This is a genomic window from Sphaerisporangium sp. NPDC051011 (assembly GCF_040653595.1).
GTDB lineage: Bacteria > Actinomycetota > Actinomycetes > Streptosporangiales > Streptosporangiaceae > Sphaerisporangium.
On the sequence record NZ_JBFAGG010000006.1, the window covers coordinates 258,774 to 276,171 of the forward strand.

The window sequence follows — 17,398 nt, forward strand, 5'->3', positions numbered from 1 at the left end:
GGACGGCGGCAGGGCGCCACCGGGATGATCGGTGACGCCCTGCCGTGAGCGGTGAAGCGGCCGGATGGATCAGCCCGCGGGCACGACCTTCCCGTCCTCCCAGACGTTGCCGCTCCACTCGTTGCCGGAGCCGTTCTTGTCCCAGTAGGCGACGTGGCCGTTGTAGCCGCCCTTGGGCCAGACGTCCTTGCTGAAGACGTTGTCGATCACCTTGATGTTGGACGAGGTGCCCTTGCTGCCGGCGCCCGCGTAGAGCGAGTAGCCGCCGCCGGCGAGGAAGTTGTGCTCGACCGTCACGTTGCGCACGACGCCGAAGTCCTGGAAGAGGGCGATGGCGCCGGTCTGCTCCAGCGTGTTGATCACCGTGTTGTTGCGGATCACGAGCCTGGTCCCGGACGGCGGGCCCGCCGTGCACATGATCATGTCGGTGTGGTCGCCGGAGAAGTACTTCGGATCGTGCAGGTAGGAGTCCTCGATGAGGCCCTGCTCGGTGAGGATTCCGTTGCTGATGGTGTGGATGTCGACGCGCCGGACCGTCAGGTCGCCGCCCTGGTTGAGGATGGCGAACTGCGTGCGCTGGCTGCCGTTGCCGAAGATCTCGCTGTCCTCGACGGTGAGCCCGCTGTGGCCGTTGCGCTGGATGATCCCCCAGTCGCCGGGCGCGGCGGCCAGGCGGACGTTGCGGATCGTCACGTTGTCGGCCTCGACGTTGATCTCACCGCTGACCTCCAGCCCGTCGATCACCGTGCCGTCCTTGGTGACGGTGATCGACTTGCTCGGCTTGAGGGTGGTCCCGGAGGGCACGCCCGTGTTGGAGGCGCCCGGGAACCCGCCGGTGGGCGGGGGCGTGGGGGTCGACGACCGGGTCGGCGTGGCGCTGGGTTCCTTGGTCGGCTGCCGCGTCGGGTCGGCCGACAGCGACGGCTTGGGCGTCTGCGAGGACCGGCTCGGCGACGGGGTCGGCGTGGCGGTCCTCGTCGGGGACTCGGTCGGCGCGGTGGCGGACTCGGTCGGCGTGGGGCCGGCCTCGCCGCCGCCCGTCTCGGTCGGCGTCGGGCTCACGGTGACCCCGCCGTTCGGCTGCTCCGGCCCGGTGGGCGTGGGGCTCGCCTGCGGCCCGGTGGCGGTCGGCGAGCTCGTGGGGCCGGGCGTGACCGGCGTCTCGTCCGGGGCGAGGGTCGGGCGCTCGCCCGGCCGGTGCTTGCGCCACTCGCGGTGCCGGAAGACCACGTCCACCCAGTAGCTGACCCTCTTCGGGTGCACGCGGAAGGGGTACGACGCGTTGCGGGCGGCCGCGAACACCCCGGCCTGCCCGGTCAGCGGGCCCGCCGTCACCGGGCTGTCGAAGACCCCGGCCGAGGCGACGTACCCGCCGTTGTTGGTGTGGTACGAGACCGTGTACGTGCGGCCGGCGACGACGGGGACGGGCTTGTCGAACATCGCCTGCTGCCAGCCGCTGCGGGTCTCACCCGTGAAGGTGACCTTGGCGAGCAGCTTCTTGTTGGAGTCCCAGAGGCTGCCGCGGTGGGTGCCGCGCTCGGAGGCGGGCTTGTAGAAGCGGATGCCCGCGACCTCGCCGTTGCGGGCGGCCTTGAACCGCGTGCCCAGTTCGAGCGGCGTGTTCTCGGCCTGGTTCTTGCCCTTGACGACCTTCTTGGACTTCCAGAGGCTGGTCTCCAGCGTCACTTCGGTCGACACGGGAACGGTGTTCACGGACGCGGCCGGGGCCTCGTCCTTGTTGATGACGACGACGGTGACGGTCGCGCCGATCACCGCGGCGGCCGCCAGCAACGACACCTTTCCGAGCACGGGGAACCGGGCCCCGCCGGATCGAGGTTCGGCGGACGGGTGCCGGCGCTCCTCGCGCGGCCCGTCCGCATGCCGGGGATTGCTCATTGCCCGAGCCTCCACATCCGGCGCTTTCACGGGCGCCGGGCTCCGATCATGTTTCAGTGCGAGGCCATTGTTGCGGTTGAGAAACGGTGTGACAACCGGAACGCCGTGTTTTACCGGTTAATCCACCTCATTCGGCATGGAAAGCCGGATTCTGGCAACACAATTCGTGGATCGGAGCCGGCCGAATGTGTGGTATGAGCGACCATGCTTGCCAAAGTGAACGACGGGCGGGGTCACGGGGGCGTGAGCGGCCAAGGAGCGATCTTTCCCTGGCCGCCATTGCCAGGTGTCGCGCGGGTGACGAATTGAGAAATTCGCGATAACCGGCGACGCGGTGATTCACCCGGCCTGCCGTCCCCCTCCCCGCAGCCGCGCGTAATACGCCAGGCAGTCGTCGTACACCGGCAGCAGCCCCTTCTCCTGGGCCTCCTCCAGCGTGGGGGCGACGGTGTCCTTCGGGGACAGCAGCGGCTCGATGTCCTCGGGCCAGGCGATGCCGATCCGCGGGTCGAGCGGGTGCACGCCGTGTTCCCGGGACGGGGTGTAGGGCTCGGAGCAGACGTAGACGACGCTCGCCTGCTCGGTGAGCGCCATGAAGGCGTGCCCCAACCCTTCGCTGACGTACACACCCTCGCGCGCGCGGTCGTCGAGCACGACGGACTGCCACTGCCCGAAGGTCGGGGACCCGACGCGGATGTCGACGACCACGTCCAACACCTCGCCGGAGACGCAGGTGACGAACTTGGCCTGGCCGGGCGGCACCTCGGCGAAGTGCACGCCGCGGATGACGCCGCGCTTGGAGATGGACAGGTTGGCCTGGGCGAGGTTCAGATCGTGCCCGACGGTCTCGCGCAGCACGTCCGCGCGGAACCACTCCAGGAACGTTCCTCTGTCGTCTCCGTGGAGGGCGGGGGTGTGGAGATAGGCGCCGCTGATGGTGAGTTCCTTCACGTGGCCAAGACTGACATCTCCGATCTCAGTGCGCTATCGAATGACTCGGGCGTGCGACAGTGATGTAGCCCCTTCTGAGATAGTTGGGCGGTCCGACTTGGAACGTGCCGACGCCGCTCCCGGCGACCCCGGCCGCTTCCGCGACGACCACGCTCTCCCGTCCCCCACTTCGACGCCCACGCTCGAACTCGCCGCATAGGAGAGACCATGAGCCGGCTGAACGCTCTTCGGAGCCGCTTCGTCGACGCCCCCGATTCGCTCGGCGCCAAGGCGCGCACCCGCCGCTGGCACTGGTTCGCCGAGAACTTCCCTGATCTGTCCTCCATGTCGGTGATCGACCTCGGCGGCACGGCCGGGGCCTGGATGCGTGCGCCCGTGCGCCCGGCGCACGTGCACGTCGTCAACCTGGAGAAGCCACCGACGGACCTGCCCGCGTGGCTGCGGGCCGACGTCGCCGACGCCTGCGAACTGCCCCGCGACATCCTCCACACCAAGTACGACCTGGTGTTCTCGAACGCCGTCATCGAGCACGTCGGGGGGCACCTGCGCCGCCAGATGTTCGCCGACTCGGTGCACCGCCTGGCCGGCCTGCACTGGGTGCAGACGCCGTACCGCTACTTCCCCGTCGAGCCGCACTTCCTGTTCCCCGGCTTCCAGTACATGCCGCTCGCGATGCGCACGGCGCTGCTGCGCCGCTGGCCGCTCGTGCACACCCCGACCTCCGACCGCGTGGCCGCGCGCAACATCGTCATGGAGGTCGAACTGCTCAGCATCACCGAGATGCGGCACTACTTCCCGTCCTCGGTCATCCGGTACGAGCGCCTCGGCGGCCTCGTGAAGTCGGTCATCGCGATGAAGACGCGCTGACCGCCGAGGTGCTCGGGGGGTACTCACGTGACTCTTGGGACAGATGTTGGCAGACCACGTAAACCGAGCTCACCGTCCAGACGTCGATTCGTCGGGACCACGCTCCGATGCGTGAGCACCACCGGGGATCATCACCCAGATCACGTGGGAGCTTCATTGAAATCGCGCCATGCCGCGCGCCGGTACAGAGCGGCCATCTCAGCAGCAGTGCTGACCTTGGCCGCGCTGTTGACGGCACCCGCATCGCCCGCACAGGCCATGGGCCCGTGCGACGCGGGTGGGAACAAGATCACTTGTGAGAACGACAACGTGGGGGCCGACCGGTCCGAGTGGGACACCGACCCACGCGGCACGGTCGAGGGTTACGGCGACCAGATGAGCGTCGACCTCGGCCAGACGGTCAACTTCAAGGTGCGGTCCGCGGCTCTCCAGCTGCAGATCAACATCTACCGGATGGGCTACTACCAGGGTAAGGGCGCCCGCCTCATCACCTCGGTGCCCGCCAACACGCTCGTCTCCCGCAACCAGCCGAACTGCCCGGAGAACACCACCACCGGTGAGGTCTCCTGCAACTGGGGGAACGTCGCGAGCTGGACCGTTCCGGCCACGGCGGTCTCTGGCATCTACTTCGCCCACGTGACCCGCACCGACACCGGCGACGACACCCACATCGTCTTCGTCGTGCGCGACGACGCGAGCACCGCGGACGTCCTCTTCCGCACCTCTGACAGCACCTGGCAGGCCTACAACTCCTGGGGCGACATCCCCCAGACCCAGGACAACCCCAACAGGGTCCTGAACAGCCTGTACCGCGGCGACAGCGTCGTGGCGCCGGGCCGCGCGGTCAAGGTCAGCTACAACCGGCCGTTCAACACCCGCGAGTCCACTCCCTGGGGCCGCGACTTCGTGTTCGCCAACGAGTACCCGATGGTCCGCTGGCTCGAGTCCAACGGGTACAACGTGTCGTACCAGTCGTCGCTGGACGCGGGGCGGGCGCCGCAGACGCTGCTGACCCACAAGTCGGTGCTGTCGGTCGGCCACGACGAGTACTGGTCGGGCGAGGAGCGCGCCGCGTTCGAGAACGCCCGCGACAACGGCGTGAACCTGGCCTTCTTCAGCGGCAACGAGGTCTACTGGAAGACCCGCTGGGAGAACGACTACCGCACGCTGGTCTCCTACAAGGAGACGCACGCGAACGCCAAGATCGACCCGACCCCGAACGTGTGGACGGGCACCTGGCGCGACCCGCGGTTCAGCCCGCCGGCCGACGGCGGCAAGCCGGAGAACGCCCTCACCGGCACCCTGTTCACGGTCAACTGCACCTCCTCCAACGACGGCTGCGCGGCGATCCCGCTGACCGTCCCCGCCGCCGACGGCAAGATGCGCTTCTGGCGCGGCACGTCCGTGGCCAACCAGATCTCCGGGTCGCAGAGCGTCCCGGGCGTCGTCGGCTACGAGTGGGACGAGGACATCGACAACGGATTCCGGCCGAAGGGCCTGGTGCCGCTGTCCAGCACGACCGCGACGGCCGAGCAGGTGCTGGCCGACTACGGCACCAACGTCGCCCAGAAGAGCGCCACCCACCGCATGACGCTCTACCGCGCGCCGAGCGGCGCGCTCGTCTTCAGCGCCGGAACGGTGCAGTGGACCTGGGGGCTCGACAACGAGCACGACAGCTACACCGACACCGGCTTCGCCGACACGCGGATCAAGCAGGCCACGGTCAACGTGCTCGCCGACATGGGCGTGCAGCCGAAGTCCCTGGTCGCCGGGCTCAGCCTGGCGAGCGCCTCGTCCGACACCACGGCGCCCACCGCGGTGATCACGGCGCCCGCGGTGAACGCGCACATCATCCACGGCTCGTCCGTCACCGTCAGCGGCACCGCCGCCGACGTCGGCGGCCAGGTCGGCGCGGTGGAGGTCTCCACCGACGGCGGCGCCACGTGGCACCCGGCCACCGGCCGCGGCTCGTGGACGTACTCCTGGAAGGCCTCGGGTGCCGGGACGGTGGCCCTGAAGGTGCGCGCGAGCGACGACAGCGGCAACGTCGGCGCCGAGGTGGCGCGGAACGTCACCGTCGACTGCCCGTGCAGCCTGTTCGGCTCGTCGACCGTTCCGAAGAACCCGGCGGACAGCGACACCGGCCCGATCGAGCTCGGCGTCCGGTTCAGCTCGTCGGCCAACGGCTACGTGACCGCGATCAAGTTCTACAAGGGCTCGGGGAACACCGGCTCCCACATCGGGACCCTGTGGTCGAACACCGGCGAGCAGATCGCCACCGGCACCTTCTCGAACGAGACCGCCACCGGCTGGCAGAAGCTGACCCTCAACTCGCCGGTCTACATCACCGCGGGCACGCAGTACGTCGCCTCGTACTACTCGCCGAACGGGCACTACGCGGCCGACTCGGACTACTTCCGCTACCAGCCCTTGGTCAACGCTCCGCTCACCGCGCCGGCGACGACCGAGGAGGCTCCCAACGGCGTCTACCGGTCCGGGCAGGGCTTCCCGACGCAGACGTTCAACGGCGGCAACTACTACGTCGACATCGAGTTCACGATTAACGACCTGTACCCGCCGGCGGCGATCTCGATCACGCCGACCCCCGGCTCGTCCAGCGTGCCGACGACCGTGCAGCCGAAGATCACCTTCGGTGAGCCGATCCAGGCCGACAGCGCGACGTTCACGCTGAAGGACGCGACGAACGCGGACGTGGCGGGCACCGTCTCGCTGAACGCCACGCGCGAGTCGCTGACCTTCGTCCCGGCAGCGCCGCTGGCGCCGAACGAGAAGTTCACCGTCTCGGTCAGCGGGGCCAAGGACGACGGCGGCAACACGATGGTGAACCCGATCGACTTCTCGTTCACCACCGCCAAGCCGTGGACGGCGGGCGTCTGCCCGTGCACGACCTGGCCCGAGACGACGGTCCCTGCCGAGCTCAGCGTCAACGACAACGGCTCCGTCGAGCTCGGCGTGAAGTTCCAGACCACGACGGACGGCTTCATCGAGGGCGTCCGCTTCTACAAGGGCCCCGGCAACACCGGGACGCACACCGGCACACTGTGGAACGCCGCGGGTCAGGAACTGGCCACGGCGACCTTCACCGACGAGTCGACGCAGGGCTGGCAGGATGTCCGCTTCAACACCCCGGTGCCGGTGGCCAAGGACACGACCTACGTCGCGTCCTACCACGCTCCGAGCGGCCGCTACTCCGCGACGGGAGGCGGCCTGTCCTCGCAGGTCAACGCCACCCCGCTGCGGATACTCGCCAGCTCGGGCAGCGGCGGTAACGGCGTCTACAAGTACGGGAGCCGGGCGTTCCCGACCGAGTCGTGGGGCGCGACCAACTACTGGGTCGACGTGATCTTCACCAAGCTCGCCGACACCACCGCGCCGTACGTCACGGCCAAGTCGCCTGAAGACGGCGGCACGGGCGTGGCGACCGGCACCGCGGTGACGGCGACGTTCAGCGAGCCGATCGTGGAGAACAGCGCCATGATCACGGTCAAGAACGCCGCCGACCAGACGGTCGCGGGCACCACCGCGCTCAACGAGGCCCGCACGATGGTCACGTTCACCCCGAACGCCGCGCTGGCGCAGGGCACGACCTACACCGTGACGGTCAGCGGCGCCAAGGACGAGTCCGACAACACCATGACCGCCGTGTCGTGGTCGTTCACGACCGGCGGCGCGACGAGCTGCCCGTGCTCCATCTGGCCCAGCAACGCCGTCCCTGCCCACCCCGATGTCAACGACACCGAGGCGGTCGAGCTCGGCGTGAAGTTCACGGCCGAGATGGACGGCCAGATCACCGGCGTCCGCTTCTACAAGGGCGCGGGCAACACCGGGACCCACCTCGGCCACCTGTGGAGCGCCACCGGCACCATGCTGACGTCGGGCACCTTCACCAACGAGACGGCCACCGGCTGGCAGACGCTGACCTTCGATACGCCCGTGAACGTCGTCGCCGGCCAGGTGTACGTGGCCTCCTACCTCGCGCCCAACGGGCACTACGCGGGCGACGGCGGCTACTTCAATGCCGGGCCGGTCGACAACTCGCCGCTGCACGCCGTGGCCAACGGCGGGGCGGCCGGCGGAAACGGCGTCTACCGGTACGGATCTGACCCGGGTTTCCCGGCCTCCAGTTACAACGGCGCTAACTACTGGGTGGACGTGCTGTTCACCCCGTCGAGCTAATCACGTCATCCGCGTGCGGTTCGCTCGTCCCTGGCGGGCGGGCCGCACGCGGTGGCCCACGCGAACACGAGAGGAGATCCGCGTGACATCGATCGGCCTTGCCGTCATCGGGGCGGGCTATTGGGGGCCCAACCTGGTGCGCAACGCCATGGCGACCCCCGAGCTGCGCCTGGAGTGGCTGTGCGACCTCGACGAGGAGCGCGCGAAGGCGGTACTCGGCCGTTACACCACGGTGAGGCCGACCTCGTCCGTCGACCAGGTGCTGGCCGACCCGGCGGTGGAGGCCGTGGCCATCGCCACCCCCGCGCGCACGCACTTCGACCTGGTGCGCGCCGCCCTGGACGCCGGCAAGCACGTGCTGGTCGAGAAGCCCCTCACCCCGACCCACGAGGAGGGCGCGAAGCTGGTCGCCCTCGCCGAGGAGCGGAACCGGGTGCTGATGCTCGACCACACCTTCTGCTACACGCCGGTGGTCCGCAAGATCCGCGACCTGGTCGCGTCCGGCGAGCTCGGTGACGTGCAGTTCGTCGACTCCGTCCGCATCAACCTGGGGCTGGTCCAGCCGGACGTGGACGTGCTGTGGGACCTCGCGCCGCACGACCTGTCGATCCTCGACTTCGTGCTGCCCGAGGGCGTGACCCCGGTGGCGGTGGCGGCGCACAGCTCCGACCCGATCGGCGCGGGCAAGCCGTGCCTGGCCTACCTCACCCTGTGGCTGTCCTCGGGCGCCATCGCGCACGTCCACGTGAACTGGCTCAGCCCGACCAAGATCCGCACCACCGTGATCGGCGGCTCGCGCCGCACGATCGTGTGGGACGACGTCAACCCGGCCCAGCGCCTCGCCGTGTACGACCGGGGGGTGGACCTTTCGGCCGTAGGGGAGGACGAGCGACGGGCCGCCCTCATCTCCTATCGAACCGGTGACGTCGTCGTACCCGCCCTGCCCGAGCGTGAGGCGCTGCGCGGGGTGATGAGCGAGTTCGCGGCCTCCATCATCGAAGGCCGCGCCCCGCTGACGGACGGGAGGGCCGGGCTGCGCGTGCTGGCTCTGCTGGAAGCGGCGGGACGAAGCATCCAGAATGACGGCAGACGAATCGACCTGGGGGGATCCGCTCAATGATCAAGGACAGCCGCTGCCTGGTGACCGGGGGCGCGGGCACGATCGGCTCGACGATCGTGGACCAGCTCCTCGCCGCGGGCGCGGGCGAGGTGGTCGTGCTCGACAACTTCGTCCGGGGCCGCCGGGCCAACCTCGCCGCCGCCGAGGCGGTCGCCGAGGGGCGTCTGCGCGTGGTCGAGGGCGACATCCGCGACACCGCCCTCGTCCGGTCGGTGACCGCGGGCATGGACGTGGTGTTCCACCAGGCCGCCATCCGCATCACCCAGTGCGCCGAGGAGCCGCGCCTGGCCCTGGAGGTGCTGGTCGACGGCACCTACGAGGTCGTCGAAGCCGCGGCCGACGCGGGCGTCCGCAAGGTCGTCGCCGCCTCGTCCGCGTCGGTGTACGGCCTGGCCACCGAGTTCCCCACCCGCGAGGACCACCACCCGTACGACAACGACACCCTGTACGGCGCGGCCAAGACGTTCAACGAGGGCCTGCTGCGCAGCTTCAAGGCCATGCGCGGGCTCGACTACGTCGCCCTGCGGTACTTCAACGTGTACGGCCCGCGCATGGACATCCACGGGCTCTACACCGAGGTGCTGATCCGCTGGATGGAGCGCATCGAGAACGGCCAGCCGCCGCTGATCCTCGGCGACGGCCTGCAGACCATGGACTTCGTCTACACCGAGGACATCGCCCGCGCGAACCTGCTCGCCGCCGAGAGCGACGCGACCGACCAGGTGTTCAACATCGCCAACTCCACCGAGACCAGCCTGCGCGGGCTCGCCGAGACGCTGATGTCGGTGATGGGACGCACGGACCTCGGCCTGGAGTTCGGCCCCGCCCGCGCGGTGAACGGCGTCACCCGCCGCCTCGCCGACGTGAGCGCCGCCGCCGACCGGCTCGGCTGGAAGGCCGAGATCGGGCTGGAGGAGGGCCTGCGCCGCCTGGTCGCGTGGTGGCGCGCCGAGAAGGCCCGGTGAACGGTTCGATCGTCTACGCGGGAGGCACGCGTTACGACGGCGTGAGCGGCACCGACCGGCACATGGCCGACCGGCTGAGCGCGTTCACCGACGTCCTGTACGTCGACCCGCCGCGTCCGGTGCGCTCGGGTCTGCGCGACCCGGAGACCGGCGAGGCGGGCCACGTCCTGCGCCACGTCGCGCCGCGCCTGTGGCGGCTGAGCCCGGTGGCTCCGCCCGCCGCCTACCGTCCGGGCGTGGACCGGCTCACCGCGGCCCTCGCCCGGCGGGCCGTCCGCGGCGCCGCGCGCAAGGCGGGCCTGCGCATCGGGGGGGTCGTGGTGGCGGGGACGACCGACCTGCTGGACGTCCGGCCCGGCGCCCGCACCGTCCGGTACGTCACCGACGACCTGGTCGCCGGGGCGTCGCTGATCCGCATGTCCGCGTCCCGGCTGGCCCAGGCGGAGGCGCGCATGACGCGGCGGGCGGACGCGGTCGCCGTCGTCTCCCCCGGCCTGGTGGAGCGGGTGACGCGCCTGGGCCGCGACGCGACGCTCGTCCCCAACGGATGTGACGTGTCCGCGTACGCGTCGATCGACGACGCGCCGCCGCCCGCCGACCTGCCCGCCGGGCTGACCGGTGTGGCCGGATTCATCGGGCACGTCAACGCGCGCATCGACATCGCCCTGCTGGAGGCCGTCGCCGACACCGGCGCGCCGCTGGTGATCGTCGGGCCGAGGGGCGTCGGCTACGAGCCCGAGCGGTGGCCCGCGCTGATCGGCCGGGCGAACGTCCACTGGGTGGGCCGCAAGCCCTACGAGGAGCTGCCGTCCTACCTGCGGCTCATCGACGTCGGGCTCACGCCGTACACCGACACCGCGTTCAACCGGGCGAGCTTCCCGCTGAAGACGCTCGAATACCTGGCGGCCGGGCGGGGTGTCGTTTCCACCGACCTCCCGGCCACCGCGTGGCTGGAGGCGGGCCCGCTGATCCCGGTCGCCCGCACCCCGGCGGAGTTCGCCGCCACCGTCACCGCGCAGCTGCGGATCCCGCGCACGCCGGCGCTCGCCGAACGGCGGCGGGCCTTCGCGGCACGGCACGACTGGAACGAAAGGGTCCGCCTGCTGGCGGACCTCCTCGGATTAGAGATCAGGGAGGTGGCCGGGCGATGATCCCGGTGATGCGGCCGTGGTTCGGCCCGGAGGAAGAAGCGGCCGTCGGCGAGGTCATCGCCTCGGGCTGGGTCGCCCAGGGGCCGCGGGTCGCCGAGTTCGAGCGCCGGTTCGCCGCGAGCGTCCAGGCGGGTCACGGCGTCGCCGCCTCCTCCTGCACGACAGCGCTGCACCTGGCCCTGGTGCTCGCGGGGATCGGCGCCGGAGACGAGGTCGTGGTGCCGTCCCTGTCGTTCATCGCGACCGCCAACGCCGTCAAGTACGTCGGCGCGACCCCGGTGTTCGCCGACATCGACCCGGCGACCGGCAACCTCACCGCCAAGACCATCGAGGCCGCCCGCACCCCGCGCACCCGCGCGGTGATCGTCGTCCACCAGGGCGGCGTGCCGGCGGACGTGGAGGAGATCCGCGCCGCCCACGACGGGCTGGTCCTGGTCGAGGACGCCGCCTGCGCCGCCGGCTCGACCTACCGCGACCGGCCCGTGGGCGCGGGCGCGCACCTGGCCGCCTGGTCGTTCCACCCGCGCAAGCTGCTCACCACCGGCGAGGGCGGCATGCTCACCACCGACGACCCCGAGGTCGCGGCGCGGGCGAGGCGGCTGCGCGAGCACGGCATGAGCGTCAGCGCCGCCGACCGGCACGCCTCCGGGTCCACCGCGCCCGAGCAGTACACCGAGGTCGGCTTCAACTACCGCATGACGGACCTCCAGGCCGCCGTCGGGCTGGTCCAGCTCGGCAGGCTCACCGAGATGGTCGCCCGCCGCAGGGCGCTCGCGGCGCGCTACCTGAACCTGCTGGGCGGAGTCCCGGGCCTGACCATGGTGCGCGACCCCGAGTACGGCACGTCCAACTTCCAGTCGTTCTGGATCGCGCTGCCCGACGACTTCCCCCTGAGCCGGAACGAGCTGCTGGCGTTCCTCGCGGCGCGCGGCGTCTCGGCGCGGCGCGGCATCATGGCCGCCCACCTGGAGCCCGCGTACGCCGGGACCGCCACGGGCGACCTGCCCGCCACCGAGTGGCTGACCGCGAACTCGCTGATCCTGCCGCTGTTCCACACCATGACCGACGCCGAGCACGACCAGGTCGTGGAGGCGATCCACGCCGCCGCGGGAAGCTGACCGTGCGCATCCTGGTGTACCCCCACGCCATGGAGGTCGGCGGCAGCCAGCTCAACGCCGTCGAGCTCGCCGCCGCCGTCCAGGCGCTGGGGCACGAGGTCGCCGTGATCGGCGAGCCGGGGCCGCTCGTCGAGTACGTCACCGGCGCGGGGCTCGAACACCTGCCCCTCGACCCCGCGCGGCGGCGGCCGTCCATGACCACCGTGCGCATGCTGCGCGACCTCGCCGTCCAGCGCGGGCTGGACGTGATCCACGGGTACGAGTGGCCGCCTGGCGTGGAGGCGTTCTACGCGGGCCTGCGCGGGCCGGCCGCCGCCGTGTGCACGATCATGTCGATGTCCGTGGCGCCGTTCCTGCCCGCGTCGCTGCCGCTGGTGGTGGGCACCCGTGAGATCCAGGAGCGGGCCGCGCCCGGCCGCAGGCACGTCCACCTCATCGAGCCGCCCGTCGACGTCGTCGCCAACGCCCCCGGGCACCCGGTGGACGAGTTCCGCCGCGCGCACGACCTGGAGCCGGGGCCGTTCGACCTGGTCGTGGTCAGCCGCCTGGTGGCCGAGCTGAAGCTCGAAGGCATCCTCACCGCGATCGGCGTGGTCGGACGGCTCGCCGCCGAGCTGGACGTCCGGCTCGTCATCGTCGGCGACGGCCCGGCCCGCGCCGAGGTGGAACGGCGGGCCAAGGTCGCCAACGCCGCCGCCGGGCGCCGCGTCGTCGTGGTGACCGGGCAGCTCCTGGACCCCCGGCCCGCCTACGCCGCCGCCACCGTCTGCCTCGCCATGGGCGGCTCGGCGCTGCGGTCGCTCGCGTTCGCCAAGCCGCTCATCGTGCAGGGCGAGCTGGGCTTCTTCGAGCTGCTCACCCCCGAGACCGAGAAGATCTTCCTCGGCCAGGGCTGGTACGGCATCGGCGGCGGCTCCGAGGAAGGCGCGCCGCGCCTGGAGAGCATGCTGCGCGGCCTGCACGCGAGCGCAGGGCTGCGCGCGCAGCTCGGCGCGTACGGCAGGCGGCTGGTCGTCGAGCGGTTCAGCCTCGAACGGGCCGCGCGGGTGCAGCTCGGCATCTACGAACAGGCCGTCAGCGAGCGGCCCGCCGCCATGGACGCGGTCGGCACCGCCGCGGGCGTGCTGGGGTACAAGCTGCGGCGCAAGTACGAACGCCTGCGCGGCACCCACGCCCGCGACGACTTCAACGCGGTAGCCCGGAGCCCCAAATGACCGACCTGGACCCCGGAACCCTCCCGCCGCCGGGTCCCCCGTCCGACGCGGGCTCGCTGCGGGCGCGCGCGGGGAAGGCGCTGGGCTGGAGCTTCCTCAGCACCCTGGCCGCCCGGTTCGGCACGCTGGCCATCGGCATCACGCTCGCCCGCGTCCTCGGCCCGCACGAGTTCGGGACGTTCGCCGTCGCGCTGGTGGCACTGCTCGCCATGCTGAGCATCAACGAACTCGGCGTCAGCCTCGCCATCGTGCGCTGGCCCGACGACCCGCGCACGATCGTCCCGACCGTCGCCACGCTCTCGGCCGCGTTCAGCGTGCTGGTCTGCGGCGCGTTCATGCTGGCCGCGCCCGCGTTCGCCGAGGCCATGGGCAACCCCGCCGCGACCGGGCCCGTCCGGGTGCTCTCGCTCAGCGTCCTCACCAACGGGCTGGTCTCCACGTCGGCGGCGCTGATCCAGCGGCACTTCATGCAGGGCCGCAAGATGATCGCCGACCAGGTGGACAACTGGCTCGGAGCCCTGGTCTCGCTCGGGCTCGCCCTGGCGGGGATGGGCGCGATGAGCCTGGCCATCGGACGGGTCGCCGGGTCGCTCGCGGGCGGCGCGCTGCTGGTCCACTTCGCGCCCGGACGGCTCCGGTTCGGCTTCGACCGGGACGTGGCGCGACGGCTGTTCGCGTTCGGCGTCCCGCTCGCCGGATCCTCCCTGCTGGTGTTCTTCGTCGGGTACGCCGACCAGCTCGTCATCGGACATGTCCTCGGGTCCACGGCGCTGGGCTTCTACGTGCTGGCCGTGAACCTCTCCGGGTGGCCGGTCGCGGTGTTCTCCCAGCCGGTGCGCGCCGTCGCGCCCGCCGCGTTCGCGCGGCTCCAGCACGACCGGCCGACGCTCAACCGGTCGTTCGTGGCGGTGGCCGGGCTGCTCGTCGGGCTCACGCTCCCGATCTGCCTGCTGCTCAGCGGGGCCGCCCCGGCGGTGATCAGGTTCGTGTACGGCGAGGAGTGGGCGCCGGCGGCCGTCGCCCTGGCCGGGCTGGGCGTCCTCGCCGGGCTGCGCATCTTCTTCGAACTGGTCTACGACTATCTGGTGGTCATCGAACGGTCCCGCGCCGTGCTCGCCGTCCAGGCCCTGTGGCTCGTCGTGCTGGTCCCGGCCATGTGGATCGGCGTCAACCGGGACGGGCTGCGCGGCGCCGCCGTCGCGCTGGTCGCGGTGGCCGGGATCGTCGTCCTGCCCACCTACCTGGGCCAGCTCAGGCGGTCCGGGGTCCGGCTCCTCGACCTGGCCGCGAACCTCTGGCAGGCCGTGCTCGCCGCCGTGGCCGTCGCCGCCGTCGCGGTGCTGGCCGTCCGGACGCTGTCCCCGGATCTGCTGGTCCTCGCCGCCGCGGGCACGTTCGCCGTCCTGGTGGTCGGCCTGTACGGCTACCGCCGCCGCGGCGTGCTGCGCACCGTGAAGGAGACTTCATGATCGCGCCGGTGGGCTCGAAGCGGCGGGCCGCGTCCGTGAGTTCGCCGTCCGAGACCTCGCTCATGAAGTCCGAGACCCCGCTCATGAAGGAGTGCCGATGACGCCGCTTCTGATCGTCGGGGCGGGAGGGCTCGCGCGGGAGACCGTCCAGGTCGTCCACGCGATCAACGACGTGTCGCCCACCTGGGACCTGCTCGGCCACCTCGACGACGACCCCGCCAAACACGGCACGGTCGTGGACGGCGTGCCCGTCCTGGCCGGGTCCGACGAGGCGCTCAAGCGCGAGGACGCCAAGATCGTGATCTGCACGGCGAACCCCCGGGACAACGCCGTCCGCTCCCGGATCGCCGCGCGCCTCGGCCTGCCGCCCGAGCGGTACGCCACGCTCGTGCACCCCGCCGCGAGCGTGTCCCGCTCGTCCTCGATCGGCCCGGGGTCGGTCGTGCTGGCCCAGGTCGTGCTGACCGCCGCCGTCACCGTCGGCGCCCACGTCTGCGTGATGCCGCACGTCACCCTCACCCACGACGACGTCGTCGAGGACTTCGTCACGCTCGCGGCGGGATGCCGCCTCGCCGGAGGCGTGCGCGTCGAGAGCGGCGCCTACGTCGGGTCCGGCGCACTCGTCCGCGAGAACCTCACGATCGGCGCCCACGCCCTGGTAGGTATGGGGGCCGTCGTCACCAAGAACGTCCCCGCCCGAGAGGTTTGGGCGGGTGTGCCCGCACGATTCATCCGTCCCGCATCAGTCACCACGGAGCCCGGAAAATGATCCCATTCGTCGATCTGCGGTCTGCCCACGCCGAGGTGGCCGAGGAGGTGCTCCAGGGGTTCGACCGGGTACTCCAGGACACCGCCTTCGTCCAGGGCCCCGACGTCGCCGCCTTCGAGAAGGAATACGCCGAATACTCCGGCGTGCCGCACTGCGTCGGCGTCGGCAACGGCACCGACGCGCTCGAACTGGCCCTGCGCGCCGCCGGGGCCCCCGCGGGGTCGCAGGCCGTGCTGCCCGCCAACACGTTCGTCGCCACCGCCGAGGCCGTGGTCCGCGCCGGGCTGCGTCCCGTGCTCGCCGACTGCGACGACGACCACCTGCTCATCGACCCCGCGTCCGCCGAGGCCGCCGTGGGCCCGGACACCGCGGCGATCCTGCCCGTCCACCTGTACGGCCAGCAGGCGCCCATGGCGGCCGTCCAGGACATCGCCACCCGGCACGGCCTGACCCTCGTCGAGGACGCCGCGCAGTCGCAGGGCTCCGAGCAGCAGGACCGCCCGCCCGTGGGCCTGGCCGCGACCAGCTTCTACCCGGGCAAGAACCTCGGCGCGTACGGCGAGGCGGGCGCCGTCCTCGCCTCCTCACCGGAGCTGGCGCGCGCCGTGCGGCTGCTGACCAACCACGGCAGCGAGGCGAAGTACCGGCACGAGACGCTCGGCTTCAACTCGCGCCTGGACACCCTGCAGGCCGTGGTGCTGCGCGCCAAGCTCAAGCGCCTGGCACGCTGGAACGAGCTGCGCCGCGCCGCCGCCGAGCGGTACGACAAGCTGTTGTCCGGCATCGAGGGCGTCCGCCTCCCGCGCACGGCCCCCGGCAACCTGCACGTCTGGCACCTGTACGTCGTCCGCGTCCCCGCGCGCGACAAGATCATGACCGGGCTGCACGCCGCCGGGATCCAGGCGCAGATCCACTACCCGACCCCCGTGCACCTCCAGCCGGCCTTCCGCGACCTCGGCTACGCCCCCGGCGACTTCCCCGTCGCCGAAAAGGCCGCCACCGAGATCCTCTCCCTCCCGATGCACCCCCACCTGACCCCGTCCCAGCAGGAACGAGTAGCCGAAACCCTCGAATCCCTCCTACGCCACCTCTGACAAGGCCCCTCGGCCTGGGGGCGCGCCATCCAAAGCCCGTCCCCCAGGCCACGCCCCTGAGAGCCGCTGAAGGGCCCGGGCGGAGTCAGGGTCGGATCACATGGTGGTGGACGACCAAGAGGCCAGAGCGCGGACGAAGGGCACCGAGTCTCCCGTCTCCGCTACCGCGAGCAGGAGATCAAGTAGCTCCTGCATGCAGCGATGACGCTCGGATTCAGGCAACAACGGCAACCACGACAGTTCCTCGCCGAGCACCTCCTTGACGAGGTCAGCGTCACGCCGGGCGACGTTCGCCAGAGCACTTACCGTGACGCGCAGGGCGTCCGTGTTGGCTTTGTAGCCTTCGGCCCACATCAGAACGAGGTTCTCGTCATCCTCGCGTTCGAGAACCACAGGGACCTCGCCCAGACCGGACAGCACCTCGGACGGCTCACCGAGGAAAATGTCGTACGGAAGCCGCGTCGTCTTCATAACAGGCATGCCAACGGACTACATCGGATCAGCCCGTAACCGCCACCGATCCCCCACCTGGCACTCCACCTCCGCGCAGCCGCTGTGGACCGGCCTGGTCCACAGCGGCAGACAGA

13 protein-coding genes are annotated in these 17,398 nt (G+C 71.1%); 10 read left to right on the forward strand and 3 right to left on the reverse strand.

Going from position 1 to position 17,398, the window contains the following annotated elements; genetic code table 11:
• Nucleotides 1-69: 69 nt before the first annotated feature.
• Both AB0H21_RS16365 and rfbC read right to left on the reverse strand, forming a co-directional pair.
• Complete coding sequence (locus AB0H21_RS16365; RefSeq protein ID WP_358516938.1) at nt 70-1,896, reverse strand: DUF4082 domain-containing protein; 1,827 nt, start codon at nt 1,894-1,896, stop codon at nt 70-72.
• Between the two features lie 339 nt (nt 1,897-2,235).
• A complete protein-coding gene (gene rfbC, locus AB0H21_RS16370; protein WP_358516940.1) occupies nt 2,236-2,847 on the reverse strand; it encodes a dTDP-4-dehydrorhamnose 3,5-epimerase in 612 nt (203 codons plus the stop codon).
• Between the two features lie 207 nt (nt 2,848-3,054).
• Between rfbC and AB0H21_RS16375 the strand changes: the two genes are divergently transcribed.
• The 10 genes from AB0H21_RS16375 (at nt 3,055) to AB0H21_RS16420 (ending at nt 16,811) form a co-directional block, all read left to right on the forward strand.
• Nucleotides 3,055-3,714, forward strand: a complete 660-nt coding sequence (locus tag AB0H21_RS16375) for a hypothetical protein (RefSeq protein WP_358516941.1) — start codon at nt 3,055-3,057, stop codon at nt 3,712-3,714.
• A gap of 309 nt (nt 3,715-4,023) precedes the next feature.
• Nucleotides 4,024-7,911: a DUF4082 domain-containing protein gene (locus AB0H21_RS16380; protein WP_358516943.1), complete on the forward strand. Its 3,888-nt coding sequence runs from the start codon at nt 4,024-4,026 to the stop codon at nt 7,909-7,911.
• An 82-nt stretch (nt 7,912-7,993) separates the two neighbouring features.
• Complete coding sequence (locus AB0H21_RS16385; RefSeq protein WP_358516945.1) at nt 7,994-9,031, forward strand: Gfo/Idh/MocA family oxidoreductase; 1,038 nt, start codon at nt 7,994-7,996, stop codon at nt 9,029-9,031.
• Complete coding sequence (locus AB0H21_RS16390; RefSeq protein WP_358516947.1) at nt 9,028-9,996, forward strand: NAD-dependent epimerase/dehydratase family protein; 969 nt, start codon at nt 9,028-9,030, stop codon at nt 9,994-9,996. Before AB0H21_RS16385 ends, AB0H21_RS16390 begins: the two co-directional genes overlap by 4 nt.
• The gene (locus AB0H21_RS16395; protein WP_358516949.1) at nt 9,993-11,147 is read left to right on the forward strand and encodes a glycosyltransferase; all 1,155 of its coding nucleotides are present in this window, start codon (nt 9,993-9,995) and stop codon (nt 11,145-11,147) included. The genes AB0H21_RS16390 and AB0H21_RS16395 overlap by 4 nt, the downstream gene beginning before the upstream one ends.
• Entirely contained in the window at nt 11,144-12,265 is a 1,122-nt protein-coding gene (locus tag AB0H21_RS16400) for a DegT/DnrJ/EryC1/StrS family aminotransferase (RefSeq protein WP_358516951.1), read from the forward strand. Before AB0H21_RS16395 ends, AB0H21_RS16400 begins: the two co-directional genes overlap by 4 nt.
• Before the next feature lie 2 nt (nt 12,266-12,267).
• Nucleotides 12,268-13,479 (forward strand): glycosyltransferase, encoded by a 1,212-nt coding sequence (locus AB0H21_RS16405; protein ID WP_358516953.1) that lies wholly within the window; start codon nt 12,268-12,270, stop codon nt 13,477-13,479.
• The gene (locus AB0H21_RS16410; RefSeq protein ID WP_358516954.1) at nt 13,476-14,948 is read left to right on the forward strand and encodes an oligosaccharide flippase family protein; all 1,473 of its coding nucleotides are present in this window, start codon (nt 13,476-13,478) and stop codon (nt 14,946-14,948) included. The genes AB0H21_RS16405 and AB0H21_RS16410 overlap by 4 nt, the downstream gene beginning before the upstream one ends.
• Before the next feature lie 97 nt (nt 14,949-15,045).
• Nucleotides 15,046-15,717 carry an acetyltransferase gene (locus tag AB0H21_RS16415; RefSeq protein WP_358516956.1) on the forward strand — a complete coding sequence of 224 codons (672 nt, stop codon included), beginning with the start codon at nt 15,046-15,048 and terminating at the stop codon, nt 15,715-15,717.
• On the forward strand, nt 15,714-16,811 hold the full coding sequence (locus AB0H21_RS16420; RefSeq protein WP_358516958.1) for a DegT/DnrJ/EryC1/StrS family aminotransferase: 1,098 nt from the start codon (nt 15,714-15,716) through the stop codon (nt 16,809-16,811). Before AB0H21_RS16415 ends, AB0H21_RS16420 begins: the two co-directional genes overlap by 4 nt.
• 96 nt (nt 16,812-16,907) lie before the next feature.
• Here AB0H21_RS16420 and AB0H21_RS16425 read toward each other — a convergent pair whose 3' ends face one another.
• Nucleotides 16,908-17,282: a hypothetical protein gene (locus AB0H21_RS16425; protein ID WP_358516960.1), complete on the reverse strand. Its 375-nt coding sequence runs from the start codon at nt 17,280-17,282 to the stop codon at nt 16,908-16,910.
• Nucleotides 17,283-17,398: the final 116 nt, after the last annotated feature.

Coding starts and splice junctions, on each gene's coding strand:
- AB0H21_RS16390 (WP_358516947.1), top strand. CDS start 9,028: ATGATCAAGGACAGCCGCTGCCTGGTGACCGGGGGCGCGGGCACGATC.
- AB0H21_RS16415 (WP_358516956.1), top strand. CDS start 15,046: ATGACGCCGCTTCTGATCGTCGGGGCGGGAGGGCTCGCGCGGGAGACC.
- AB0H21_RS16425 (WP_358516960.1), bottom strand. CDS start 17,282: ATGAAGACGACGCGGCTTCCGTACGACATTTTCCTCGGTGAGCCGTCC.
- AB0H21_RS16375 (WP_358516941.1), top strand. CDS start 3,055: ATGAGCCGGCTGAACGCTCTTCGGAGCCGCTTCGTCGACGCCCCCGAT.
- AB0H21_RS16365 (WP_358516938.1), bottom strand. CDS start 1,896: ATGAGCAATCCCCGGCATGCGGACGGGCCGCGCGAGGAGCGCCGGCAC.
- AB0H21_RS16420 (WP_358516958.1), top strand. CDS start 15,714: ATGATCCCATTCGTCGATCTGCGGTCTGCCCACGCCGAGGTGGCCGAG.
- AB0H21_RS16410 (WP_358516954.1), top strand. CDS start 13,476: ATGACCGACCTGGACCCCGGAACCCTCCCGCCGCCGGGTCCCCCGTCC.
- AB0H21_RS16400 (WP_358516951.1), top strand. CDS start 11,144: ATGATCCCGGTGATGCGGCCGTGGTTCGGCCCGGAGGAAGAAGCGGCC.